The 26323-nt window shown below is 34.3% G+C and carries 18 protein-coding genes and 1 tRNA gene; 10 read left to right on the forward strand and 9 right to left on the reverse strand.

What is annotated here, in order from left to right; all coding sequences use genetic code 11:
- Window positions 1-39: 39 nt before the first annotated feature.
- Window positions 40-1866: a cytochrome-c peroxidase gene (locus ACYQ5R_RS02960; RefSeq protein WP_460189417.1), complete on the forward strand. Its 1827-nt coding sequence runs from the start codon at window positions 40-42 to the stop codon at window positions 1864-1866.
- A 31-nt stretch (window positions 1867-1897) separates the two neighbouring features.
- Here the strand turns inward: ACYQ5R_RS02960 and ACYQ5R_RS02965 are convergent.
- Window positions 1898-1968, reverse strand: a tRNA-Gln gene (locus ACYQ5R_RS02965).
- A 163-nt stretch (window positions 1969-2131) separates the two neighbouring features.
- On the opposite strand from ACYQ5R_RS02965, the gene ACYQ5R_RS02970 reads away from it, so the two are divergent.
- Both ACYQ5R_RS02970 and ACYQ5R_RS02975 read left to right on the forward strand, forming a co-directional pair.
- A complete protein-coding gene (locus tag ACYQ5R_RS02970; protein ID WP_460189418.1) occupies window positions 2132-5215 on the forward strand; it encodes a protein O-mannosyl-transferase family in 3084 nt (1027 codons plus the stop codon).
- Window positions 5216-5218: 3 nt separating this feature from the next.
- Window positions 5219-5857, forward strand: a complete 639-nt coding sequence (locus tag ACYQ5R_RS02975) for a polysaccharide deacetylase family protein (RefSeq protein ID WP_460189419.1) — start codon at window positions 5219-5221, stop codon at window positions 5855-5857.
- Here the strand turns inward: ACYQ5R_RS02975 and ACYQ5R_RS02980 are convergent.
- From ACYQ5R_RS02980 to ACYQ5R_RS02995, 4 genes are all read right to left on the reverse strand, one after another.
- Window positions 5854-6150, reverse strand: a complete 297-nt coding sequence (locus ACYQ5R_RS02980; protein WP_460189420.1) for a thioredoxin family protein — start codon at window positions 6148-6150, stop codon at window positions 5854-5856. The genes ACYQ5R_RS02975 and ACYQ5R_RS02980 overlap by 4 nt on opposite strands.
- 146 nt (window positions 6151-6296) lie before the next feature.
- Window positions 6297-7505, reverse strand: a complete 1209-nt coding sequence (locus tag ACYQ5R_RS02985; RefSeq protein WP_460189421.1) for a metallophosphoesterase — start codon at window positions 7503-7505, stop codon at window positions 6297-6299.
- 70 nt (window positions 7506-7575) lie between these two features.
- Window positions 7576-8331, reverse strand: coding sequence for a hypothetical protein (locus ACYQ5R_RS02990; protein WP_460189422.1), 756 nt, complete (start codon window positions 8329-8331; stop codon window positions 7576-7578).
- A gap of 5 nt (window positions 8332-8336) precedes the next feature.
- Window positions 8337-10484: a T9SS type A sorting domain-containing protein gene (locus ACYQ5R_RS02995; RefSeq protein WP_460189423.1), complete on the reverse strand. Its 2148-nt coding sequence runs from the start codon at window positions 10482-10484 to the stop codon at window positions 8337-8339.
- Between the two features lie 184 nt (window positions 10485-10668).
- On the opposite strand from ACYQ5R_RS02995, the gene polA reads away from it, so the two are divergent.
- The 4 genes from polA (at window position 10669) to ACYQ5R_RS03015 (ending at window position 16507) form a co-directional block, all read left to right on the forward strand.
- The gene (polA, locus tag ACYQ5R_RS03000) at window positions 10669-13491 is read left to right on the forward strand and encodes a DNA polymerase I (RefSeq protein ID WP_460189424.1); all 2823 of its coding nucleotides are present in this window, start codon (window positions 10669-10671) and stop codon (window positions 13489-13491) included.
- Window positions 13492-13562: 71 nt separating this feature from the next.
- Window positions 13563-14951 (forward strand): dipeptidase, encoded by a 1389-nt coding sequence (locus ACYQ5R_RS03005; RefSeq protein WP_460189425.1) that lies wholly within the window; start codon window positions 13563-13565, stop codon window positions 14949-14951.
- Between the two features lie 32 nt (window positions 14952-14983).
- On the forward strand, window positions 14984-15730 hold the full coding sequence (locus tag ACYQ5R_RS03010; RefSeq protein ID WP_460189749.1) for an NAD(P)-binding domain-containing protein: 747 nt from the start codon (window positions 14984-14986) through the stop codon (window positions 15728-15730).
- A 90-nt stretch (window positions 15731-15820) separates the two neighbouring features.
- The gene (locus tag ACYQ5R_RS03015; protein ID WP_460189426.1) at window positions 15821-16507 is read left to right on the forward strand and encodes a hypothetical protein; all 687 of its coding nucleotides are present in this window, start codon (window positions 15821-15823) and stop codon (window positions 16505-16507) included.
- Between the two features lie 2 nt (window positions 16508-16509).
- Here the strand turns inward: ACYQ5R_RS03015 and ACYQ5R_RS03020 are convergent, their stop codons facing one another.
- Entirely contained in the window at window positions 16510-17088 is a 579-nt protein-coding gene (locus tag ACYQ5R_RS03020) for a PhnA domain-containing protein (RefSeq protein WP_460189427.1), read from the reverse strand.
- Between the two features lie 150 nt (window positions 17089-17238).
- On the opposite strand from ACYQ5R_RS03020, the gene ACYQ5R_RS03025 reads away from it, so the two are divergent.
- From ACYQ5R_RS03025 to ACYQ5R_RS03035, 3 genes are all read left to right on the forward strand, one after another.
- Window positions 17239-18339, forward strand: a complete 1101-nt coding sequence (locus ACYQ5R_RS03025) for a DUF4407 domain-containing protein (protein WP_460189428.1) — start codon at window positions 17239-17241, stop codon at window positions 18337-18339.
- 227 nt (window positions 18340-18566) lie between these two features.
- Window positions 18567-21605, forward strand: coding sequence for an aminotransferase class III-fold pyridoxal phosphate-dependent enzyme (locus tag ACYQ5R_RS03030; protein WP_460189429.1), 3039 nt, complete (start codon window positions 18567-18569; stop codon window positions 21603-21605).
- A gap of 2 nt (window positions 21606-21607) precedes the next feature.
- A complete protein-coding gene (locus ACYQ5R_RS03035; RefSeq protein WP_460189430.1) occupies window positions 21608-22039 on the forward strand; it encodes a YybH family protein in 432 nt (143 codons plus the stop codon).
- A gap of 68 nt (window positions 22040-22107) precedes the next feature.
- On the opposite strand, the gene ACYQ5R_RS03040 is transcribed toward ACYQ5R_RS03035, so the two are convergent.
- The 3 genes from ACYQ5R_RS03040 to ACYQ5R_RS03050 all read right to left on the reverse strand — a co-directional run bounded on the left by ACYQ5R_RS03040 (window position 22108) and on the right by ACYQ5R_RS03050 (window position 26318).
- Window positions 22108-23355: an NAD(P)/FAD-dependent oxidoreductase gene (locus tag ACYQ5R_RS03040; RefSeq protein ID WP_460189431.1), complete on the reverse strand. Its 1248-nt coding sequence runs from the start codon at window positions 23353-23355 to the stop codon at window positions 22108-22110.
- Between the two features lie 232 nt (window positions 23356-23587).
- Window positions 23588-24598 (reverse strand): 4-hydroxyproline epimerase, encoded by a 1011-nt coding sequence (locus ACYQ5R_RS03045; protein WP_460189432.1) that lies wholly within the window; start codon window positions 24596-24598, stop codon window positions 23588-23590.
- A complete protein-coding gene (locus tag ACYQ5R_RS03050) occupies window positions 24591-26318 on the reverse strand; it encodes a DUF885 domain-containing protein (protein WP_460189433.1) in 1728 nt (575 codons plus the stop codon). Before ACYQ5R_RS03050 ends, ACYQ5R_RS03045 begins: the two co-directional genes overlap by 8 nt.
- Window positions 26319-26323 lie beyond the last annotated feature (5 nt).

Below are 26323 nucleotides of genomic sequence, written 5' to 3' on the forward strand. Positions count from 1 at the left end.
TTTTATTTTATATTTTCGTAAGCACAAGTAAACTGTTTAATGAAAAATCCCCTTTTATATCTTTTTCTTGTATTCGGTCTTTTTTCGTATAACAACTTCTACTTTGAATCAAAAGAGATTAATAAGGAGCTTTCTGACAATTATGAAAAAGGGTTTATAAATTTTAGGAATGCATTAAAGTCTTTCAATAATTCAGATTATTCAAAAAATAATTTACCACTTCTTAAAAGCAACTTTAAACAAGTACGATACGCTTATAAAGAAATTGAATTTATTTACGATTATTTACAAACTACTTATAATTACTACAACATAAACGGATCTCCCCTACCTAAATACAACCAATCTTATACTCGAAATGAAGTGTGGCAACCCAACGGACTTCAAACTATTGATGAATTATTGTACAGCGATTACCATCAAGAAAAATTAAATCAATTGAATACTGAGCTTTATGAAAAAGTACTTGAAAGCTACAACAATCATTTCCCTTATGAATTAAATGATCAAGAAGTTTTTGAAGCCATGAGGTCTGGCTTAATCCGAATATTTACACATGGTATTACCGGGTTTGACACTCCAGGATCAGGTAATGGCATTAAAGAGAGTCATGTAGCTTTAAATGCAATTTTCTCCTATTTTAAATCTTTTAAAACTTCTCACTCATTAAATGATGTTATTTCAAAAAAATTCACCCTTGGATTAAAGCAACTGAAAGAGGCAGAATCATTCAACGAATTTAATCGTATGATTTTTTTGAAAGACGTTATCAATCCGTTGTTTAAAGATTTATTAGAATACCAAAAACACTTAAACATTAGTACTGACATCATAAAACATAGTGCCCTTAATTTTGATGTCACTAATATATTTGACATAGATTTAATCAACACAGAATATTATAATTACAGGAGTTACATCCCATTAAATAATGAAAAAGCCATTACCCTTGGAGAAGCTTTATTTTTTGATAAGAATCTTTCTAATAATGGGCAAATGTCTTGTGCTAGTTGCCACCAACCGGAAAAAGCTTTTCAAGATGGTTTGGCAAAAAGTCCAACAACAAGAAATAAAAAAACAACCAATAGAAACACACCAACCCTAATTAATTCTGCATATGCCTCAAGACAATTTTGGGATATGCGCGCTTTTAATTTAGAATTACAGGTGGCTCATGTGGTTGGAAATAATAATGAATTCAATACCAGTTTTAAAACAATAAGTAATAAGATTAAATCAAACCCAAGCTACGCTATACAATTTAGAGAATTATACGGTTCAATTGAAAAAGATTATATCAACCAGCGTTCTATAAGCAATGCTATTGCGGCTTATGTAAGTAGTTTGCGCTCTAAGGGCAGTTCATTTGATCGATTTATTGACAATAAATCAGAACATTATTCGGAAGACGCTATAAAAGGGTTTAACTTATTTATGGGCAAAGCTGCTTGTGCAACTTGTCATTTCCCCCCAACATTTAATGGCACTATTCCTCCATTTTATACAGAAACCGAATCTGAAGTATTAGGAGTCACAAATGGGTTAAATATTGAAAATCCACAACTAGATGACGATAAAGGAAGAGGTATAAACAAGCTTTTTAGAGATGATCACAAACATTTTTTACACGCTTTTAAAACCGTAACTCTAAGAAATATTGAATTAACGGCTCCTTATATGCATAATGGAAGCTTTGAAACACTGGAAGAAGTTTTAACTTTTTACAATGAAGGTGGTGGCGCTGGTCTTGGTATAGAAATCCCCAATCAAACATTATCGTCAGAAAAACTTAATTTATCGCAGCAAGAAATGGATGCTATTATTGTTTTTTTAAAGACACTTACCGATAAAGAATATAGAAAATAAAAAGCCACTCAAATGAGTGGCTTTCTTCCTGTTGTCCCACAAGGACTCGAACCTTGAATGACGGTACCAAAAACCGGAGTGTTACCATTACACCATGGGACAATTGCGGATGCAAATTTACTCACTTTTTACAATTCTGCAAACTATTTTTTCATTTTTTATTGGGTTCAGAATTTTTAACATATTTTTGATATGAAACCGTGCAAGTGACCGTTTCTATCAGTATCAATTTTTTACTAAATTCGCCATAACTAAAAAGTACTTTATGACTTCAAAAAACTATGCAAAACTCAATATCATTTTAGGATGGACAGTTTTTGTAATTGCCTTGGTTACCTACACTTTAACTTTAGAACCTACGGTTAGCTATTGGGATTGTGGTGAATATATATCTACAGCCGTAAAATTAGAAATTGGTCATCCACCAGGCGCTCCTTTATTTCAAATGTTAGGAGCATTCTTTGCAATGTTCACATCGGATGTAGAGCAAATAGCAGCAATGGTTAATTTTATGTCTGCTTTAGCGAGTGCTTTTACCATCCTGTTTTTATTCTGGACAATTACGGCTTTAGCCAAAAAAATGGCTCAGAAATTATGGGGCGAGTTATCTGACAGTAATATGATAGCCATTTTAGGTGCCGGTGCCGTAGGTGCTTTGGCGTATACATTTAGTGATAGTTTTTGGTTTAGTGCAGTAGAAGGAGAAGTATATGCTATGTCTTCTTTTCTTATGGCATTATTATTTTGGTTAGCACTGCGTTGGGAGGCCGAAATGGACAAACCTTATGGTCATAAATGGTTGCTACTAATAAGTTTTGTTGTTGGTTTATCTTTTGGAGTTCACATATTATCGTTGTTGGTCATACCATCAATCGTATTTATCTATTTCTATAAAAACTATAAAGATATCGATACTAAAAAGTTTGTTTTGGCGAATGCCGCATCTATTTTAGTGTTGCTATTTGTTTTTAAGTTTTTATTCCCTTTCACGCTGAAGTACTTTAGTATCTTAGAAATTTTCTTTGTAAACACAATCGGCCTTCCATTTAATTCTGGAAGCATAATTGCTGCAATCATTTTGGTAGGTGCATTTATTTACGGATTAAAGTACACACGTAAAAAAGGTCTTGTGGGTACAAATACCATATTACTTGCTATTTTATTTGTAATGATAGGTTTCTCTTCCTGGTTAATGTTACCTATTAGAGCCAACGCAAATACTACAATTAATGAGAACAATCCTTCAAGTGCTAGAGAACTTTTGGCCTACTACAATCGCGAACAATATGGAGATGCAAGTGTTTTTTACGACAAGTATTACTCTTTTATTTACAAGAGAGAAATGGATAAAAAGCAACCTTTTGTAGATGACAAACCTAAATATGAAAAAGATTTAAAAAAAGGTAAATATGTAATTGTTAACGACTATAAAAATGCTGTTGCCAACTATAGCGACAAACATAAAGGGTATTTACCAAGAATGGTAAGCACTGCCTCTGATCAACAATATAAAGCCATTGCAGGCATACCCGCTAACTCAACTAGAAGACCAACTTTTGGCGAGAATATTCGATTTATGATAGACTACCAATTTGGCTATATGTACGGTAGATATTTCTTGTGGAACTTTGTCGGCCGCCAAAACGACATTCAAGGTAAGCTAGACATACATAATGGTAATTGGTTAAGTGGCATTAAATTTATTGACGAAATTTTTTTAGGACCTCAATCCGATTTACCAGATGATATAGCAAATAACAAAGCTCGAAATACGTATTTCTTTTTACCATTAATTCTAGGAATCATTGGGTTGCTATTTCATCTTAAAAACGATCAAAAAAACTTTTACACTTTATTACTATTCTTTGCTTTTACGGGATTAGCCATTATTTTTTACACAAACCCAAAACCTTTTGAACCAAGAGAGCGTGATTATGCAGTAGTAGGTTCTTTCTATATTTTCGCGATTTGGATTGGATTTGGAGTATTGTCAATTTTTAATACACTACGCAATAAAGCACCTCAAAAAGTAGCAGCGTTAGGTACAAGTGTGCTGTGTCTTTTGGCTGTACCTGTTCTTATGGGGCAGCAAAACTGGGATGATCACGATCGCTCTAACAGGTACACTTCGCACTTAAACGCAAAAGCGTATTTAGATTCTTGTGATCCAAATGCTATCATGTTTACGATTGGAGATAATGATACTTTCCCGCTTTGGTACATGCAAGAAGTAGAGAATTACAGAACCGATATTAAATTGGTAAACTCTAGTTTGTTTGCCACTGATTGGTATATCGATCAAATGAAAAGAGCTACTTATGAAGCGCCACCTATTCCTTCTCAATTAACGCGAGATCATTACAAATGGGGAACAATGGATTTAGCATACCATTATCCGATCCCTCAGTTTAAAGACAGTGTTATGAGTTTGGATTTCTTTATGCGTTGGATAGAAGCTAAAGACGATATAACCTATATCGAAACTCAAAACAATAAAAAAGAAAAGATCTACCCTACAAATAAAATTCGCTTTGAAATCGATAAAGAAGCTGTTTTAGCAAGTGGGCTTGTAAAACCACAAGATGCAGATTTAATTGTGCCATATATCGATTTAACTATAGACAGTCAAGGCTTGACGAAAAATCGCATTATGATGTTGGATATTCTTGCAAATAACAATTGGAAACATCCAATCTATTTTACAGGAGGAGCTTCTGCAGATGAGGAATATATTTGGTTAAAAGATTATTTACAGGCAGATGGAATGGCATTTAAATTTGTTCCGATTTATACACCATTAAATGGTGCGAGCTTATTTGATATGGGACGCATAGACAGCGAGTTAAATTACAATTACTGGAAAAATGTTGATTGGAAAAATATTAACGATGGTAAAATCTATTTGGATACCGAAACTCGTAAAAATGTAGTTTCTTATAGAAATAACATACTTCGTTTAGTAGATCAATTGATTATTGAGAATGACACTGTAAAAGCAGAAGAAATTCTTGATATGGCTATGGAAAAAATGCCAGTAGACGGATTCTTACATTACGGTATGCTATTAGGATATCCTGAGGCCTATTACAGAATTAACAAACCAGAAAAAGGCAGAAAGATTCTTGAAGAAATGGCTGATAAATTTAGACAAAACTTAACGTTTTTTGCACGTTTTGAAGGTTATCAATTAGAAGCTGTTTTTGACGAGATAGAAAACGGATTGTTATTATTTGATCAAGTTGTTAAAACGGCTCAAAGATATGACGATCCTGATTACGCTCAAGCCTTGGAAGAAGAACATTTACAATTATTAAAAAACATAAGCGAGCGCTTAGAAGAATTAGAATAACCAATGAAATGGTATTTCGTTAAAACGCCACAATGGATTCAATCAATATACAAGAATCTATTGTGGCGTTTAACTACATCTGAAAAAGTAATATACCTCACCTTTGATGATGGTCCTGAACCAACGATTACACCTTGGGTTTTAAATATCTTAAAAAAATACAATGCGAAGGCTACCTTTTTTTGTATTGGTAAAAACGTAAATGCACATCCTACTATATTTCAGCAAATAGTAAAGGACGAGCACGGTATTGGCAACCATACGTACAACCATAGAAATGGCTGGAAAACTAAAACATCTAACTATCTTCAGAACATATTAAGAGCAGAGCAAGTAATTGGTCAAGAAGTCTTAAAAAAGTCAAAGCTTTTTAGGCCACCTTACGGAAAAATAAAACCTTCACAAATTAAACAAATAGAAAAAGAAGGATTCACCGTGGTAATGTGGGATGTGATTAGCGCTGATTTTGATAAAACAATTTCTCCTGAACGTTGCTATCAAAATGTTATAACCAATACATCAAATGGCAGTATTATCGTTTTTCATGACAGTTTAAAAGCAGAAGAAAGAATGAAATATTCACTCAAAAAGGTATTAGAAAAATACAGTAAAGAAGGGTATGTTTTTAAAGCAATATCTTAAACGTACTGCTCTACTAAAGTAATAAGTGTATTGGCATCTTGCTCGCCAGTTTGCCTCCACTTCATTTCTCCAGCCTTGTAAATAATGAAAGTAGGATTGCCTTTAATACGGAGTGCATTAGCAAGAGTTTCATTTTTATCCACATCAATTTTAATCACTTTTGCTCGGTCTCCTAATGCGGCTGCAACATCTCTTAAAACAGAGTGTAAGTCATCCGAAGCATCTGCAAAATCTTTATAGAAGTCTATTAAAACCGGAATATCAGAACTTATTAATTCTCCAAACTTTGCCATAACTCAATTTGTTGGTTGTATAGTAAACTAAAATGCAATCGATTTATTATAAACTACTGTACCTCAACTACATTTTTGTCTGACAAATATAGCATTTTTATTCACACGTTTTAAGCGATGAATTTTAGCACGAAAAACAACCATTATTAACGCTTTTTCTTTAAAGTAATTACAGATATTTCAGGCCATATTCCAACCCTACCTGGAAATGCTAAAAACCCAAAGCCACGATTCACATTTATAAATCTTCCGGCATTCTCATAGATACCCGCCCATTGCTTATAAACATACTGTACCGGACTCCAACGGATACCAGGAATCTCGATTCCGAATTGCATACCATGCGTATGACCACTTAAGGTGAGATGGTATTTATTTGAATGTAATTTTACTTCTTTATCCCAATGTGATGGGTCATGACTCATTAAAATTTTGAAATCATCGTTTGATACTTTTTCAGAAGCAATATTTAAATCTCCAGCTTTTTTAAATCGTGTTCCCCAATTCTCTACACCCACCAGAGCAATTTTCTCATCTCCTCGTTGAATATGCACACTATCATTCAACAATAGGTTAAATCCGATTTTTGGATGTATCCCTTTTATGTTTTCAAAGTTCTGTTCTTTTTGTCCAGGTTTTTCCCAACGCACATATTCACCATAATCATGATTTCCTAGAACAGAGTATTTACCATCTTTCGCTTTCAATTTCGCAAAATAAGGAATCCATGGCTCCATTTCTTCAGCCACATTATTTACAATATCACCAGTAAATAAAATCAAATCACTTTCCTGCTGATTAATCAAATCCATACCATGATTAATCTTTTCAGCATTATCAAAACTTCCACTATGTACATCAGAAATATGCGTAAGCTGATACCCATCAAAAGCTTCTGGAAGGTCATCAAAAAACAACGTATGTTTCACAATTTGATAATTGTACTTACCTCTGGTCATTCCATACAGAATAGAAGCAAAAGGTATTGCCGCAACACCCAGTGCAACTTTACCCAAAAATGCTCTTCTACTCGCCATTTCCAATGGTTCACCTCTAAAATAATCTATTGCTAATTTGGCCAAACGATACACGTCTTCTCCGAACATAACTAATAAGACCAAAAGTTTAGGCACAACAGACAAAATCATTAAACCGAAACTCCACATTAGTCCGTGAGACATACCATTAGTCCTATCATCTGTATTGATTTGGTAAATTACATTACAAATTACAAATAAACTAAATAACCAATAGGCCCACCAAATTGATTTATGCTTAGACACGGCTTTAAAACCCTGAAATGCATAAAAATCTATTAGAGTAAAAATTATGATAAAAATAATCCAACGTAGCATGTGGCAAATATAAATGTATTAGCCCATTCGTCGTAAGATATTTAAAAGCTTAGAATTTTTTTAACAGAAATTAGTCTACAACAATTTGAATAGTGTCAATATCAATATTTGTTCCGTTCGCATTAGATGCAAATAACTCTATGTAATCATTTTGAGCTAGAGAAACTGTTCCAACAATGGTAACTAGTTTCGAATCATTGTTCTTAACTCCAGGGAAACCTATTGTAGAGGTATTGTCGTCAAATTTAACAGAACTTGAAGTAGCAGCGACTACAGCTCCTCCATTTATACCTAACCCAAAAGAAAATGTTTCTTCAGCACCAGAACTACTTGAATTTCTTTTAAAAGAAATTGTTGCAGTTATATTAAAAACCTTTGTAGAAGCACCTGTATATCTCAATCTTCCATTACTTGGAGAATCAAAATTTGTTGAATTAACCATCGTAGTAACACCATTTATTAGAGTAGAGCTATAACCAATATTAAAATTTGAAACTGGTGATGTTAAATAAATATTACCTACTGAACGTTCAGTTTCGCCTAATACCAACCAAGAACTTCCATTCCAAAAATAATAAGCATTCTCATCAGTATCATAAACCAATAATCCATTATCCCCAGAATTCCCTGTACCTACAGGAGAAATAGCTATCCTCTGCGCTGTAGTCATTCTGGGCGGCAATAATCCTTTTGATGTAGATTCAATATCCAACATCGCATTAGAATTAGGACTTGTAGTTCCCACACCCATTTGACTATAAGAAGTAGCACCAATTAAAAAAGCTGCTACGGCTATTACTTTTTTTAAATTAAAAATTGTGTTCATTGTGATTAATTTAAAATTTTAAAAGAATACTGTTTATTTTCAGATACAATCTTTACAATATATATACCTTTTGCCTTTTCAAAAGGAATAAGCACTGATGATGCCCTATTTAATTGGTTTTCACTTGTTACAGCACTAATCAATTGTCCTGTAACATTAAAAATCTCTATTTTGTTAAGCACAACGCTTTCTGGATTATTTATTACAATACCTTCGTTAAAATAGACTTTAAAAATAGCTGTATCAAAATATTCGTCTCCCAACACCTGTTCAGATTGTTCAACAAATGCAATTTCAAATCTATCTTCATAAAGACCTCCTGGCATCTCTAAAAGTGCAGGTATTTCATGTAGTGGGTAATTAATTTGGGACAGCCTATCATAGAGATAAACAGGACCATCAAAATTTTCTAAAGCATCTAAAAGAATCTTATGAGATCCTCCTTCTTCTAACTGCAAAGTTACTGGAAAAGTTAGGTCATTATTAAATGAACCTACTCCTTGAATTACAAAGCCCTCTTCTACTCCTTCAATATCAAAATACATATCATCATTTCGAGTCCCAATCATTTTGGCATCATAGCTAGGATCGTAACCTAAAGATGCTGGTGAATTAGGCACAAATCCCAACGCTAACTGCCTATGAAAACCTTCTGGGTCTTCATACCCTATTCTTACGATGGTTTTCTTATTTGGGTCAAAGTTAGATGAGCTTAGTCCCCTGTAAAAATTAGAATCATCTGCAGGAACTCCTTCTCTTTTTGCAATTCTTTGAGCATTTGTAAAAGTAATGTCATCGTTACTAACACTTTCAACAAAAAATCCTTGCCCTACAGCAACATATTGACCCGGTGCTGGTGTCGTAGCAGAACTTCCTAAACCTGCAATCATAGAAGGAATTACAGATGGCGGTGCACCAGTAGTTAAATTTCTAATCGCATAACCCCCATAATAATCTGCTAAATAATGTGAATTACTTCCTCCATCTACCCAAAATAACAGTCTATCAACGGCACTATTATCGGTAATAAAAGCATCCGCATCTAAGGCAGAAGGGTAAGGATTACCCAATAAAGCAGATTGACCATTTGGTACATTAAACGAATAATCACCATTGTTTGGCTCACCCTTATATGTATAATTTTGTGCGGTAGTTGCTGCCCCTGTTCCTTTCATTGTAAAACCTGTGCCTGGAGTCAAAGTTATACTTTCATTAATCCGTTGCCATTGACTATAAGCCCCGTTACCAAGATAGGTATGCAACCAAAACTTATTTATTGTTAAAGGCGTGGTTACATTTCCTCCTCCGTCTAAGGTTGAAGGCAACCCATTGTAAGGAGAACCATTATTAAATTGCACATTTTGCGGAGTAAAAGCATTTACACCAGCATCGGTACCATCGTAAAAGTTTCCAACTAGAGAGTAAGAACCTCCAGTATTTACTGGTGACGACATATAATTATACCCTTGAGCTGAAGCAATACCTTGCCTATCTCTTAAAAGACTTCCATTAGTTGCAACAACAGTCGATGTTAACCCTTGCACCAATTGCGCCTCATCAATCAAACGCAAATCTCCATTAGTTAATGTCAAAACTCCTTTAACACTTAATTCAGCATTCTCTTCAATCTGAACACCTTTATTTACTCCCGTATTATTAATTACCAAATTATTAAATTCTACAGAAGTCAAAGTATCATCTCCACTATATATTCGTTGAACAAAGTTCCCTTCAAAACGAGATGTACCTGTACTACTCTCTATGTAGTTACCTCTATTTCTAAAATCACCTTCAAAAATAATTAAACCGTTATTAAAGACCTCATCTCCAGATTTTAATCTAAATAAACCTCCCACTCTTATTGAAGCACCTGGATTATTGATTAATTGAAAACTATTTACCAACCTTCTCACCACTACCATTTCACCATTATTAGTTGCAACAACCTCAGCTCTTACATAAAAATCATCTCCTACATTAAGAAATCCATCATTAGTAAAAGAACTTCCAGTTCTGTTATCAAAATCTTGAATCGATGCAACAGAAGTCCCCGGAGAAATATACACTACACCTGTATTGTGCACACCATATTGTCCGAAACCTTTATAAAAAATAATTGATATTAATAAATAAGCTAATTGGGAACGACTCATATTTAAATTAAATCGAGGGCAAAAATAGCTACAAATCAAAGCATAACAATATTTTTTAATCTATATTTTCTACTTATCCAATAAAAAGCACCAGTCAATCGACCAACAACCTAAAAAAACCAATAATTCACCGCAACAGTTCTCTGCAAAAAAATGGTATTTTTACTATTCTTAAATTTCCAATATGTCAGAACAAAAAAGACTGTTTCTTTTAGATGCTTATGCCCTAATTTTTAGAGGTTATTATGCATTAATTAAAAATCCTAGAATTAATTCAAAAGGCATGGACACTTCTGCCATTTTAGGTTTTACAAATTCACTTCTCGATGTTATTCGTAGAGAAAAACCAGACCACCTTGCGGTCGCTTTTGATAAAGGTGGTTCTTCAGCTAGAAGTGAAGCGTTCCCCGAATATAAGGCAAATAGGCAAGAAACTCCAGAAGCTATAAAAATCGCTGTTCCCTATATTCATCGCATTTTAGAAGCTATGAATATTCCGATTATTGAAGTTGCAGGAATTGAAGCCGACGATTTAATTGGCACATTATCTGTTCAAGCTGATAGGGCAGGATATCAAACCTATATGGTTACACCCGATAAAGATTATGCGCAATTAGTTACTGAAAATGTCTTTATGTACAGGCCTGCAAGGATGGGTAATGGTATTGAAATTTGGGATATAGAAAAAGTAAAAGAGAAATTTGAAGTTGAGTATCCTAGACAGGTAATTGACTATTTAGGCATGATGGGTGATGCTGTAGACAATATTCCAGGACTTCCTGGAGTTGGTGATAAAACAGCAAAAAAATTCATTAAAGCCTATGGCTCTATGGAAGGCTTATTAGCCAACACGCACGAGTTAAAAGGCAAAATGAAAGAAAAAATTGAAGCAAATGCTGAATTGGGCATACTTTCTAAGCAATTAGCAACCATCATTTTGGATTGCCCTGTGGAGTTTCATGAAGAAAATTTCCAACTCTCTACGCCAGATTTCCAAGCTGTAGGAGAAATTTTCCAAGAATTAGAGTTTAGAAGAACGCTAGAAAATTTTCAACGTATTTTTAAAAAGCCAAGTGATCAAAATAACGAGATAAAAGAAGAAGTCAAAAATTTAAGTCAAGAACAAACTGGCTCTCCTCAATTAGATTTATTTGCTTCAGTTGGAGATGCAGCTGCAGAAATAGAAACAGGATATAAAACTTCAGAAAATCAATCTCACTTTTATCAATATGTTCACAACCAATTAGCGCAAGATTTACTGCTCAAAAAATTGATGCAACAAAAATCTGTATGCTTTGATACCGAAACTACTGGGCTTAATACCTTGACGGCAGAATTGGTTGGAATTGCATTTTCATACGAGCAAGGAAAAGGATACTATTTACCTATTTCAGAAAATAGAGAAGATGCACAAAAAACGGTAGATCAATTCAAACCCTTTTTTGAAGATGCGTCAATTGAAAAAATAGGTCAAAATTTAAAATATGATATCAAGGTTTTGGATAAATACGGGGTATATGTAAAAGGTCCTTTGTTTGACACTATGCTCGCGCATTACTTAATCAATCCAGAAATGCGTCATAATATGGATGTATTGGCAGAAACCTATCTAAACTATCAACCAATAAAAATTGAAAGCCTGATTGGTAAAAAAGGAAAGAATCAAAAATCAATGCGCGATGTTGAGTTGAACAAACAAACCGAATATGCTGTTGAAGATGCCGATATTACTTTACAACTGAAATCCGTTTTTGAAAAAGATTTACAAAAAGATCAGCTTGAAAAACTTTTTACTGAAATTGAAATTCCTTTATTGCGAGTACTTGCCAAAATGGAATTAGAAGGCATTAATGTTAATGCTGATTTCCTAAAATCACTTTCAGAAGAATTAAATAAAGACATTCTAGCATTAGAAGAAAAAATTTATGGTGAAGCACAAGTAGAATTTAATTTGGCTTCTCCAAAACAATTAGGGCAAGTATTGTTTGATCACATGAAATTGGTAGAGAAACCTAAAAAAACAAAAACAGGTCAGTATGCCACGAACGAAGAGGTCCTTTCTTCTTTAGCTCCTAAACATGAAATTGTTTCAAATATTTTAGAATGGAGAGGATTGGTGAAATTAAAAAACACTTATGTGGATGCTTTACCAAATGAAATTAATGACAGCACTCATCGTATTCACACCACCTATAGTCAAGCTGTAGCTGCTACAGGTAGATTGAGTTCGAATAATCCCAATTTACAGAATATTCCAATTAGAACACCAAGAGGTCAACAAGTGCGTAAAGCTTTTGTAGCTAAAGATGCAAACCATGTGCTACTCGCAGCCGACTATTCTCAAATTGAATTGCGCTTGATAGCTGAGCTAAGTGGAGATGAAACAATGAAAACTTCTTTTATCAATGGAGAAGATATTCACCGCGCAACCGCTGCCAGAGTTTTTAATGTTGCCCTAGAAGAAGTAACCAGGGAACAACGTAGCCATGCCAAAACAGTAAACTTCGGAATCATTTATGGAGTTTCTGCTTTTGGATTGAGTAATCAGACCAACTTAAGCAGAAAAGAAGCCAAAGAATTAATAGATTTATATTACGCTACATATCCAACTCTTAAAGCCTACATTTCTAAACAGGTAGATTTTGCTAGAGACCATGGATATGTTGAAACTTTATTAGGTAGACGGCGCTATTTAAAAAATATCAACTCTCAGAATTCTATAGTTAGAAGTGCAGATGAGCGTAATGCCGTTAACGCACCTATACAAGGTAGTGCAGCAGACATTATTAAAATTGCGATGATCAATATTCAAAATCGTCTAGAAGGAGAGCAGTTTAAAACAAAAATGCTGTTGCAAGTGCATGATGAATTGGTATTTGATGTTCCTAAAGATGAATTAGATACAATTAAACCTATCATCAAACATGAAATGGAAAATGCTTATAAGCTTTCAATTCCATTAGATGTAGATATGGACACCGGCGATAATTGGCTTGATGCTCATTAGATTTTCTTAACAGTTTTGATTCAATAAAATCATAGTTTATTCGTAATTTTGAGCTTTAAATTTTACGAATTATGCAACAAATCAATTCCTATATCAACCAGCACAAAGATCGCTTTATAGAAGAGCTTATTGAACTATTAAAAATCCCTTCTATTAGTGCTGATAGTGCTTATAAAGAAGATGTTTTAAAAACGGCTGATGCCATAAAAATTTCTCTTGAGAAAGCAGGATGCGACCATGTTGAAATTTGTGAAACTCCAGGGTATCCAATTGTATATGGAGAAAAAATAGTTGACCCTAAAAAACCAACAGTTTTAGTCTACGGACATTACGATGTGCAACCTGCAGACCCAATTGATTTGTGGGACTCTCCGCCTTTCGAACCTGTAATCAAAAAAACAGACTTACATCCCGAAGGTGCGATTTTTGCCCGTGGTGCGTGTGATGATAAGGGGCAAATGTATATGCATGTAAAGGCTATGGAATTAATGACAGCCACTGATCAATTACCATGCAATGTAAAATTTATGATAGAAGGCGAAGAAGAAGTAGGTTCTGAAAGCTTAAGTTGGTTTGTACAACGCAATCAAGAAAAACTTGCGAATGATGTTATCTTAATTTCTGACACGGGAATGATAAGCAACACCCAACCATCTATTACAACTGGCTTAAGAGGTTTGAGTTATGTAGAAGTAGAAGTTACAGGACCAAATAGAGATTTACATTCCGGTCTATATGGAGGTGCTGTTGCAAACCCAATCAATGTTTTAACCAAAATGATTGCCTCATTGCACGATGAAAACAATCATATAACCATTCCAGGATTTTATGACAAGGTTGAGGAACTCTCTAAAGAAGAACGCGCTGAAATGGCTAAAGCTCCATTTTCTTTAGATGCTTATAAATCTGCTCTAGATATTGACGATGTTTATGGAGAAAAGGGATATACAACCAACGAAAGAAACTCAATAAGACCAACACTTGATGTAAATGGAATTTGGGGTGGATACATTGGCGAAGGTGCTAAAACAGTAATAGCGTCTAAAGCCTATGCAAAAATTTCTATGCGTTTGGTTCCAAACCAAGATTGGCATGAGATTACAGACTTATTCAAAAAACATTTTAAAAGCATTGCGCCAAAATCCGTAAAAGTAGAAGTTAAACCTCATCATGGTGGACAAGGGTATGTAACTCCAATTGACAACATAGGTTACCAAGCAGCAAACAAAGCATATACTGAAACATTTGGTGTTCAAGCCATTCCGCAAAGAAGTGGTGGTTCTATTCCTATTGTAGCACTTTTTGAGCAAGAGTTAAAAAGTAAAACCATTTTAATGGGCTTCGGGTTAGACAGTGACGCCATTCATTCTCCAAATGAGCATTATGGTATTTTTAACTACTTAAAGGGTATTGAAACTATTCCATTATTCTATAAGTACTACACAGAAATGTTTGAATAATAAAACCTGATTGTATTAATAATAAGATTAGCATATTAGGTTGTGGTTGGCTAGGATTGCCTTTGGCTAAGAAATTGGCTCAACAAGGTTATTCAGTTAAAGGGTCGAATACCTCAAACAAAAAGCGCAAAGAATTAGTGACGTATGGTATTTCGTCATACATTTTCTCAATTGAAGACTTAAATCAAATAAGTGATTTTTTAGAATCAAATACGTTAATTGTTGCGATTACCTCAAAATCTATTGAAGCTTTTGAAAAGTTCATTTCTAACATTGAGCAATCATCTATACAACAGGTATTATTCATAAGTTCAACCTCGGTATATCCTTTCAATAATGCTGAAGTTACCGAATTGACTGAAACAATAAATAAACCACTCACTAAAATTGAACAACTGTTTATTCAAAACAAAAAATTTAAAACAACCATAGTTCGTTTTGGTGGCTTATTTGGCCCCAATAGACATCCTGGTAATTTTATCAAAAGAGAAAGTCAATTAAACAATCCTAAAGGCATTGTAAATTTGATTCACTTAGAAGATTGTTTAGCAGTTTTAGAACGTATAATAAAACACGGGCATTGGAATCAAATATTTAATGCTTGTGCTAACTCACATCCAACACGCGAATCGTTTTACACAAAGCAACTATTAAAATTAGGTAAGCAAAAACCCGTTTTTAATCACAATTCAGAAACAAAATATAAAATCGTTAATAGTGATAAACTCCAAATTTTGCTTAATTATAGCTATAAGTTTGACGATTTAATGCTTCTTTAGCATAATTATTGTTTAATACAAATTGCAATTTATCATAACCTTAACGACTCAATTTGCTTAAAATAGTATTTTTGTCGGCGTTGTTACTTTATGAAATTTAGGAAACTCCACATATTAGTAGTTTTTGCGTTCTTATTTATAGGATGCGTCCAGTCTTTTGCTCAGTTAGAAGATCCTAGAAAGAAGAACGAAGTCAAAGTTCCATTAGAAGATGTTCAACCAGATATTGAAGTTGAAAAAGCAGAATTTAATGACCCAAGAAAAACAGATGATTCTGGTATTGAAGATGCCATAGATCAGATGCTTGCCAAAATGCAAAAAGAGCAAGACAAGGCAAATCTTAAAAATAAAGGGATTACCAACGCAGCAGATTTACGAGCGCAACGAGCACAGCAAAAAGTAAATGAAGTCAACAGAAAATATCCTAAGGTCGATCAATATCTGGGAGGATTTAGTACAATATCTGATCGAGTTGTTATTGTATGTCGAGATTTTCAATATCCCGATGGAGATACGGTTACAATTTATGTAAATGAGCAACCTGTGATTCGAAATATCGTTTTAACTACAAGTTGGCAAAAGTTTGCATTACCACTTCAAGATGGATTAAATGTTATTTCATTTAAAGCTTTAAACCAAGGTACTTCTGGTCCAAATACTGCGGCATTTGTTGTGTTTGATGATGAAGCTCAAGTAATTTCTTCTAATGAATGGAATTTAGCAACTGGTGCTAAGGCAACTCTTACTATTGCCAAAGTAGATGAAGACGAAGAATAGCCTTACAATTTCTTTACATATTTTGTAACAATCACAATGGCTTGAGGCCCCACTTTTCCTTCTATATACTCTGCATTATTAGGATCTAATGATATACGTCTTACTGCCGTACCTTGTTTTGCAACCATACTAGAACCTTTCACTTTTAGGTCTTTAATCAATACTACAGAATCTCCTGATTGTAAAATAGCACCGTTTACATCTCTGTGAATCACTTTCTCGCTTTCATCCAACCCCTCTCCTGTAGCTTGAGCCCATTTTAAAGTGTCGTCATCTAAATATAGCATGTCCAATAAATCCTGAGGCCAACCTTCAGTCTTTAATCTGGAAAGCATTCGCCATGCAACAACTTGCACAGCTGTAAATTCACTCCACATACTATCGTTTAAACATCGCCAATGGTTTACATCGGTTAATTCAGGATTTTCATTTTGAGAAACACAAGTTTCACAAGCAAACAGACTACCATCCAATCCTCCAGTTGAAACTGGTGGCACTTCATAAATTTTTAAGTCATGAGTGGCTCCACATAACTCGCAACAATTATTACTTCGCTTAATTAAATCCTCAAGTAAACTCATACAAATTAGCTTTCCCGCAAATGTAGTTTTAATAAAATAGATACACCCTAAAACTTCTTGTCTGATTTTTAAAGCGTTAAAAATCGTTAAATACTCATATTCGTGTAACAATTTGTCAAAAACAGTCGTTATAACCTTAAATACTTCACCATGCTTACTAAATTCTTTTGGATCTGCTCTGGAGCAGACATTGACATTCTTGAAAAATCTTCAAAAGCCGAACAACAAAAATATGTAGGTATTGGAGGCACCGTTTTCTTTACAGCAGTTATGGCAACGCTTGCTGCTGGATATGCACTTTACACTGTTTTTGACAATGTTTACATCGCCCTAATTTTTGGCTTAGTTTGGGGGTTGCTAATTTTTAATTTAGATCGATTTATTGTTAGTACTATCAAAAAATCTGATAGTAAATGGAAAGAAATTGCTCAAGCTACTCCAAGACTCATATTGGCAGTAATCATTGCAGTTGTAATATCTAAACCATTAGAATTAAAAATCTTTGAAAAAGAAATAGATCGCGTTTTACTCGAGCAAAAAAACGATTATCTGTTAGCCAATAAAAAACAAATTGCAATTCAGTATGCTCCAGAAATTCAACAACTACAAGCTGGAATTGCCCAACTAAAAAACGAAGTAGCTCTAAAAGAGCAAGCTGTTGATACTTTATATGAAACGTATATTGCTGAGGCCGAAGGGAGAAAGGGAACACAGTTAGTTGGTAAGGGACCTGTTTACAAGGAAAAAAGAGACAAGCATGATGCAGCTTTGGCCGAACTAAAAGAATTAAAAATTGTTAATCAAGACAAAATTGAAGCAAATGAAGCTGCCATTGCCTCATTACAAATAGCACAAAAAGAACGTGAGACAAGTACTGCACCAATAATAACAGGATTCGATGGATTAATGGCGCGAATCAACGCCTTAGATAAATTACCATTGCTGCCATCACTATTTATATTCTTACTGTTTTTAGCTATAGAAACAGCACCAATTTTTGCAAAACTCATTTCTCCAAGAGGGGTCTATGACATGCAATTAGCAGATAATGAAGATGCCATTAAAACTTGGGTAGCCCAAAAAGTACAACAGCGTAAAGAAATCTTTAAAACAGATAGTCAATTGAATGAAGAAATTTATTCTGACTTGACAGAGGAAGAAGAATTGTATAATTACAAACGTAAGAAAGCACGCGAGTTATTGCAGCAACAAGCCGATGCTTTTCATATGAGTCAACAGAAAATTGTTTAGAAGGTAATTAACTATTTATTACAACTTTATCCTCCCTAAGTACTTACTTCGCCATTTTGCGGGTATTTTTTCATTAGCATCACCTTTTCATTATTTTTGATTAATGAATGAAATTATACAAAAAGGAACCGCACATAATAGAGGTGCACATACATTTGTTGTAGACCTTATGAAAAATAGGGTTATTCTGAGATAAGCAATGTATATTAGAGATTGAAAATCACGTAATGGGAAACTACAAAAACATAAAAATCAGTCTCCAAGAAGCATCTGAAATTCTTGAAAAATTATATCAAATTTCAGGTGAAATCTCTGAACTACCGGGCGAATTAGACTTTAATTTTAAAGTAAAAGTTTCTAAAACAGAAAGCTACGTTCTAAAGATTTCTAGACCAGATAGTGATTTAAACGCCCTAGATTTTCAATCGTCTCTATTGACATCAATTCAAGATACTACTGAAATTATTACTCCCCAAATAATAGAAAACACAAAACAAGAATCTATTTCTATTTATACAGATAAATCAGGCTGTAGGCGTTATGTAAGATTACTATCCTGGATTGATGGAAGGATATATGTTGATGTGAATCCTCAAACTGATGATTTGAGATTACAGCTTGGTACTTATTGTGGAAATTTAACCAATTCACTTCAACATTTTAAACATCAAAATGCCAATTACAAATTTGATTGGGATATCGCTCAATCATTATGGACAAAAAAACACATTCAACTATTCAATCAAGAAGAACAAGAAATAATTATATACTTTCAAAATCAATTTGAAAAACAACTAAAATCCTATAATTTACTTAGAAAACAAGTTGTACATAACGATACGAATTATGACAATATCGTTGTATCTATGGATTTAATACAACCAAAAATTAAATCTGTTATAGACTTTGGAGATGCGATTTACACACAAACAATAAACGATTTAGCCATTGTTTGCGCTTATGCAATTGTCAATTTAGAAGATCCGCTTTCGGCGTCTGTTTCTATAATTAAAGGCTATCACAGCAAATTCAATTTACAGGAAAAAGAATTAGAACATCTTTACACCTGCATTGGCATGCGATTGATTATTTCTGTTACTAAAGCAGCCATTAATAAACAAAAAGAACCTGATAATATTTACTTACAACGCAGTGATGCTAGTGCGTGGGAGTTATTACTAAAATGGAAAAACATCTCAAGTGAATTGGCATTATATCATTTTAGAGCTGCATGTAATTACAATCCACACCCAAATCAATCGCTATTTGAAAAATGGTCTAGTCAGCACAATTTTGTTTTAAGTGATTTGTTCCCGACAATCAACAAAAATGAAATACACCTCCTTGATTTAAGTGTATCAAGCACTTGGATTGGGCATCAAACCGAGTTTAACAATCTAGATTATTTTCAGTTTAAAATTAACGAGCTTCAAAAATCGGTACCACAAAAAATAATTGCTGGCGGATATTTAGAACCGCGACCAATATACACCTCAACAGAGTATGACACTATTGGTAATAAGGGTTCGCAAAGCAGAACCATTCATTTAGGTATTGATTTTTGGTTACCACATCATACGCCAGTTCATGCATTATTTGATGGCGAAATAGTTATTGCAACTAACGATGCTGGAAACAAAGAATATGGCGGACTAATTGTACTTAAACATCAACTAGAAAATTTTAGTTTTTTTACCCTCTACGGACATCTAACTGTTGATTCTGCTTTACAATACAAAGTAGGAGATAAAATTTCGAAAGGCACTCAAATCGCAATACTAGGAAATTACCCTGAAAATGGTAATTGGGCACCTCATTTACATTTTCAAATCATGTTATCTCTTTTAGATTTTACAAATGATTTTCCGGGTGTCGCTTACCATAGTCAAATTGATATTTGGAAAAGTTTATGCCCTAACCCTAATTTACTGTTCAACCTGCCTGAATTCAATGAACTTAACAAAACCAATTCTAAAGAGATTCTTGACTTTAGAAAGAAACACTTGGGTAAAAGTTTAAGCTTGCAATACAACAATCCAATTCATATGGTTCGCGGTCAAGGCGTATATCTTATTGATGAAAATGGCAAAAAATATATTGATACTGTGAACAATGTCGCTCATGTTGGTCATGAACACCCATATGTAGTGAAGGCAGGTCAAAATCAAATGGCTGTTCTAAATACCAATACACGTTATTTACACAACGAAATTAATCAGTTAGCGAAGGAAATTATTGAGACATTACCTCCAGAATTGAGTGTTGTTCATTTTGTAAATTCAGGCAGCGAGGCAAATGAACTTGCCCTTAGAATGGTAAAAACCGTTACAGGATCTAAAGAAATCATTGCCTCTCAAGTTGGTTATCATGGAAACACCAATGCTTGTATTGACATTAGTTCTTATAAATTTGATGCAAAAGGAGGAAACGGTTGTCCGGACCACACTCACATTTTCCCATTACCAGATTCCTACAGAGGGAAATATATAGGAGAAAAAGCTAGTGTTTTATACGCCAATGAAGTTAGAAACTGTGTAGCCCAGATCAAAAGATTAAATAGAGTGGTTGGGGGATTAATTCTTGAACCTATAATAAGTTGTGGGGGACAAATTCCTCTTCCAAAGGGATTTTTAAAAGAGGCCTATCAAGTTGTTCGAGATGCTGGAGGTGTATGTATTTCTGATGAAGTTCAAGTAGGTTGTGGACGTGTAGGAAAATCTTTTTGGGGATTTCAATTATACGACGTGATTCCAGATATTATTACCATTGGAAAGCCATTGGGTAATGGTCATCCTTTGGCCGCAGTGGTTTGTACCAAAGAAATAGCAGAGGCATTTGCTAATGGTATGGAATACTTTAATACATTCGGAGGTAACCCTGTTTCTTGTGCCATAGGTTCAGCTGTTCTACAAACTGTAAAAAATGAAAATTTACAACAAAATGCGCTTGAAGTTGGCACATATCTAAAACAAGAATTAAAACAACTGGCAACAGAGTTTCCTATTATTGGTGATGTGCGTGGAGAAGGACTCTTTTTAGGTATTGAATTGGTCGATTCTGACAAGAATCCATTAGCGAATCAGACATCTTATTTAGTCAATAGAATGAAAGAATTTGGAGTTCTTATGAGTACAGATGGGCCAGATCACAATGTGATTAAAATTAAACCTCCATTAGTTTTTAACATCAAAAATGCAGATTACCTACTCACCTATTTAAAAAAGGTACTTCAAGAAGATTTTATGCAATCAATCAATACTTTATAATCATGCGAACTTTATTACTATCTATTTTTATATGTTGTCTACTTTTATCTTGCAACTCTGCTACCGAAGAACAAGACAGAGAAGCTATCCTTTCCATAATGAAAGCGCAAGAAAAAGCATGGTCTAATAATGATATCGAAGGCTTTATGGATGGCTACTGGAAATCTAAAGATTTAAAATTCTACGGAAAAAGCGGTGTAACCTATGGTTGGCACAGCACCTTTGAAAGGTATAAAAAAGGGTACCCAACTTCAGATAATACTGGAACGCTAAAGTTTAAAATCAATGATATTTCCAAAATAGAAAATGAATCTTATTATGTTATGGGAGAGTTTTATTTAACCCGTAACGTTGGTGATGCCAATGGAATTTTTATGATCATCTTCAAAAAGATTGACGGCGAATGGAAGATAGTAGCCGATACTTCTTGCTAATAACCAAAAGGATTTTCTAATCAATGTGCCGGTTGTGGAGTTGCTTTTAATAGGTGTATATCTCATAATTAAAATGTTCTATCTGGATGAAAAGCATCAATAGACATGCTCAATTTCTTTTCTGAAATTATTTCTGAAACTATTTTACCAGTAGCAGGACCTAAACTCCAGCCCATCATAGCATGTCCACTGGCAATTGTTAAATTATCAACTTTAGCAGATTTACCGATATATGGCAATCCGTCTGGTGAGCAAGGACGCAAACCGCAAGCTGCCTCTTGTTGTTCTATATCATTAATTTTTAAACCGTGATAATAGCGACTTGCAGCATCAGCAATTGCTTTTACACGTGCAGGATTAATTGTATGATTGATGCCTCCTATTTCCATTGTACCTGCAAACCTGGTCAATCCGTTCATAGGGGTCACAGCTACTTTTGCTTCCATTAATATGGCAGGTAATGTAATCCCCGTTTCTCTTTTTACATTTATGCGATATCCTTTACCAGCTTGAATTGGAATTTTAATACCGAGTGATTTTATCAAATGAGGACTCCAAGCACCTCCTGATAGAACAACCTCATCAGCGCGATAGGTGTCTTTATCGGTAACAACCTCCTTAATAATAGTGGCACTTTGATTTAGCCTATTTACGGTTTCATTCGTTTTAAAAACAACACCTTTAGACTTCAAATAACTTATTAATTGTGGCATAAATTCATGTGGCGTCATATGGGCATCTGAGTGGTAATAAACTGCGCCTTTGACATCGAGGTTTGCATGAGGTTGTAATTTTGCCACTTGTTCTTTTGAAAGCAGTTCAACTTTCAACCCTTCTTTAATTGCTCGCTGACCAACATGCCATTCTTCTTCTCCAGATGCTTCGGTTTGATAACACATTAACAATCCGTTGTGCTTGTAAAAGAAATCAAAATCATTCGAGTTTTTCATCTCGGCATACAATGCTCTGCTTAATACATTGATATCTTTTATTATCGGTATGGCTTTTTCTACTTTGTATTTGGTGGCAGATTTTTTAAAAGCCCAAGCCCATTTTATAAAATCAGCATCTAATCTAGGTTTTACATAGAACGGACTCGAAGAATTGAACATCCACTTAATTCCTTGAGTTATAATACCTGGGTGTGCTAAAGATATGATATGGCTTGGAGTGATATATCCAGCATTTACAAAAGATGCTCCACTATCGATAGAAGACTTATCTATAATCGTAACCTGATGTCCTTCTTTTTGTAAATAATAGGCCGTACTCAAACCTATGATTCCGCCCCCAATAACTAGTACATTTTTACTCATATTACTTCTAATTGAAATCTCAATTTTGTGTTGCTGTTTTTAAATATTCTCTAAATAACATAAATACACTTTGATAATTAATCTGTTATTATCTATTAAAAAAAAGCTAATAATTATTCAAAAGATTTTTTAATCATATTCATCAATTTAGGAAAGCGTCCGCCGAAACGGACGCCATAACAAAGATATATTTGAATAAAATTCTCAAACTGCCCTAACAGAATGGAATGCTTTAAATCACTTGAAAACCATGCGCATACGGATCATCTTCATCATCAATAATGATATTGTTATAACCGTAAACTTTGGCCCAACCTTGAATACTTGGCACTATGGCTTTTTTGCCATTTAATACGGTTTCTTCTTCAATCGTTCCAATAAACTTAGATCCGATAAAACTCTCATGGATATAGCGCTCTCCTTTGCTTAATTTTCCTTTTGCAAATAGTTGTGCCATTCTGGCCGAAGTGCCAGTTCCGCAAGGCGATCTATCAATTGCCTTATCACCGTAAAAAACAGCATTTCTACCTGAAGATGTTGGGTCTAACGGATCACCGGTCCATAACATATGAGAAACATCTCTTATGGTTTCATTCTCAGGATGAATAAACATATCAGGATACTTTTCATTTATCCTCTTACGCACTTCTTGGCTATACTGAATTATTTTACTCGCAGTAAAATTGTGAACACCACTAAAATTTTGTTGAGGGTCTACTATGGCGTAATAATTTCCTCCATACGCCACATCAAAGCTAATTTCTCCCAACTCTGGACACATTACTTTCAAACCTTCAGCCGCTAAATAACTCTTAACATTGGTCAACTTTACCCAATCTACTTTTTTACCCGTTTGTTGGTACTCAATCAACACCAAACCTGCTGGCGCTTCCATTCTAATTTTACCTGGAACTTTAGGATTTATTAATCCTTCTTCTATTGCAACTGTAATAGTACCAATGGTGCCATGACCACACATGGGTAAACATCCAGAAGTTTCTATAAACAAAATTGCTACGTCATTAGAAGGGTCATGTGGTGGATAGAGTATACTACCACTCATCATATCGTGACCTCTAGGCTCAAACATCAAACCTTTTCTAATCCAATCGTACTCTTTTAAAAAATGTTGACGTTTTTCACTCATTGTAGCACCTTGTAAATCAGGTCCTCCTCCAGCAACCACTCTCACTGGATTGCCACAAGTATGTGCATCAACGCAAAAGAATGTTTTTCTACTCATTCTTTGATCTTTCTATATAGTTATTTACTCTAGTTTCTAAAATTGATAGAGTTACCGTGCCTTGCTCTAAAATAATTTCATGAAAGTCTCGAATATCAAATTTAGAACCTAATGCCTCTTCTGCTTTTAAACGCATTTCACGAATTTTTAATTCTCCTATTTTATACGATAAAGCTTGCCCAGGCCATGAGATATATCTATCGGTTTCAGTATTGATTTCGTGTAAAGACAGTGCCGTATTTGAGGCCATAAAATTAACAACCTCGTCACGCGTCCAACCAAAAGCATGGATACCTGTATCTACCACCAATCTACAAGCTCGCCACATTTCGTAGGTTAATTGCCCAAATTTTTCATAAGGTGTTGTATACATTCCCATTTCTTCAGCAAGAAATTCGCAATACAAGCCCCAACCTTCTCCGAAGGCAGACAAATACAAGTTTTTTCTAAACTGCGGTATACTATCTCCTAACTCGTTGTTTAAAGATCCTTGTAAGTGATGTCCCGGTACAGCTTCATGCACTGTTAATGCCGGCATAGTATATAGGGTTCTACTTGGCAAATTGTATGTGTTTACCCAATAATAACCAGGTTCTGTACTATTTTTAGAAGTTCCAACATAACGCCCAGTTGTATATTTTGGGGCAATTGCATCTGGCACCGGTGCAACACCGTATGGTTTTCTAGGCAAAGTTTTAAAAAATCGTGGTAATTGGGCATCGGCACGTTTGGCCATATCTCTAGCAATCATCAACAACTCTTCAGGAGTTTTTGCGTAAAATTGTTGATCTGTTCTTAAAAATTCGAAAAACTCGTCGAAGGTCCCCTCAAACTTTAGGTCTTTAATAATTTGTTCCATTTGCGCACGAATGCGAGCAACTTCATTTAAACCTATCTCGTGAATATCTTTAGCGGTATATTGAGTACTTGTAGTGTAAAAGTTGATTCTATTTTGATAATATGCACCCCCATCTGGAGTTTCTGACACTCCAATTGACTTTCTTGTTTGTACATAATATTCATCTTCAAAAAAGGCCTTTATTCTCTTGAACTGAGGGATTACTTTTTGTTCTACCAACTCTTTTGCAACAACCAATACTGAATCTTTTTGTTCTTTAGTTAAATCAGATGGTAAACTCTTAAATGGCGAATAAAAATAGCTGTCTTCAAAATTGTCTACTATATGATTGTCATAAGTAGATTCATATCCCTTAAATATTATGAGCGGTTGAGAAACTCCTTTTTTAAGACCCGCTCTTAGATTTACAAAATGCTGATCTACAAATTCAGGTAGCGCATTCAATTTGTTTAAGTAGTTTTTGACATCTCGGTAATTATACAATGACCGAACATTGTATCCTAAACTACTATGAAATCCACTATCGGAAAGCAATGGGTTTAAATAACGTTCAAACTTGAAATAATTGATTTTGTCTTGAAGTACAAATTTTAATAGTTCTAGAGAAATTCTATCTGTTTCTTTTAAATCATCACTAGAAACATCATTTGCTTCTTTTAATAAGGCCTTAGCAAATTTTGCTTCGGACTCATAATACTCTTTTGTAAAAAGACCTAAAGGGTAATCTTTATAATCATACCCTTTATGGTCTTGATATTTCAAAATTAACTTTTCTAAATCGGTGGATGATTCGCGTTGCGCATTAATAGTTAAACAACTAAATAAGATTAAAAACACAACTACAATACGCTTGCTCCTCATAAGAC

The sequence above is a fragment of the Urechidicola sp. KH5 genome, from assembly GCF_054661455.1.

Excerpts from the sequence above, each read along its gene's own strand:
- ACYQ5R_RS02960 (WP_460189417.1), top strand. The coding sequence starts at position 40 with ATGAAAAATCCCCTTTTATATCTTTTTCTTGTATTCGGTCTTTTTTCG.
- ACYQ5R_RS02970 (WP_460189418.1), top strand. The coding sequence starts at position 2,132 with ATGACTTCAAAAAACTATGCAAAACTCAATATCATTTTAGGATGGACA.
- ACYQ5R_RS02975 (WP_460189419.1), top strand. The coding sequence starts at position 5,219 with ATGAAATGGTATTTCGTTAAAACGCCACAATGGATTCAATCAATATAC.
- ACYQ5R_RS02980 (WP_460189420.1), bottom strand. The coding sequence starts at position 6,150 with ATGGCAAAGTTTGGAGAATTAATAAGTTCTGATATTCCGGTTTTAATA.
- ACYQ5R_RS02985 (WP_460189421.1), bottom strand. The coding sequence starts at position 7,505 with ATGCTACGTTGGATTATTTTTATCATAATTTTTACTCTAATAGATTTT.
- ACYQ5R_RS02990 (WP_460189422.1), bottom strand. The coding sequence starts at position 8,331 with ATGAACACAATTTTTAATTTAAAAAAAGTAATAGCCGTAGCAGCTTTT.
- ACYQ5R_RS02995 (WP_460189423.1), bottom strand. The coding sequence starts at position 10,484 with ATGAGTCGTTCCCAATTAGCTTATTTATTAATATCAATTATTTTTTAT.
- polA (WP_460189424.1), top strand. The coding sequence starts at position 10,669 with ATGTCAGAACAAAAAAGACTGTTTCTTTTAGATGCTTATGCCCTAATT.
- ACYQ5R_RS03005 (WP_460189425.1), top strand. The coding sequence starts at position 13,563 with ATGCAACAAATCAATTCCTATATCAACCAGCACAAAGATCGCTTTATA.
- ACYQ5R_RS03015 (WP_460189426.1), top strand. The coding sequence starts at position 15,821 with ATGAAATTTAGGAAACTCCACATATTAGTAGTTTTTGCGTTCTTATTT.
- ACYQ5R_RS03020 (WP_460189427.1), bottom strand. The coding sequence starts at position 17,088 with ATGAGTTTACTTGAGGATTTAATTAAGCGAAGTAATAATTGTTGCGAG.
- ACYQ5R_RS03025 (WP_460189428.1), top strand. The coding sequence starts at position 17,239 with ATGCTTACTAAATTCTTTTGGATCTGCTCTGGAGCAGACATTGACATT.
- ACYQ5R_RS03030 (WP_460189429.1), top strand. The coding sequence starts at position 18,567 with ATGGGAAACTACAAAAACATAAAAATCAGTCTCCAAGAAGCATCTGAA.
- ACYQ5R_RS03035 (WP_460189430.1), top strand. The coding sequence starts at position 21,608 with ATGCGAACTTTATTACTATCTATTTTTATATGTTGTCTACTTTTATCT.
- ACYQ5R_RS03040 (WP_460189431.1), bottom strand. The coding sequence starts at position 23,355 with ATGAGTAAAAATGTACTAGTTATTGGGGGCGGAATCATAGGTTTGAGT.
- ACYQ5R_RS03045 (WP_460189432.1), bottom strand. The coding sequence starts at position 24,598 with ATGAGTAGAAAAACATTCTTTTGCGTTGATGCACATACTTGTGGCAAT.
- ACYQ5R_RS03050 (WP_460189433.1), bottom strand. The coding sequence starts at position 26,318 with ATGAGGAGCAAGCGTATTGTAGTTGTGTTTTTAATCTTATTTAGTTGT.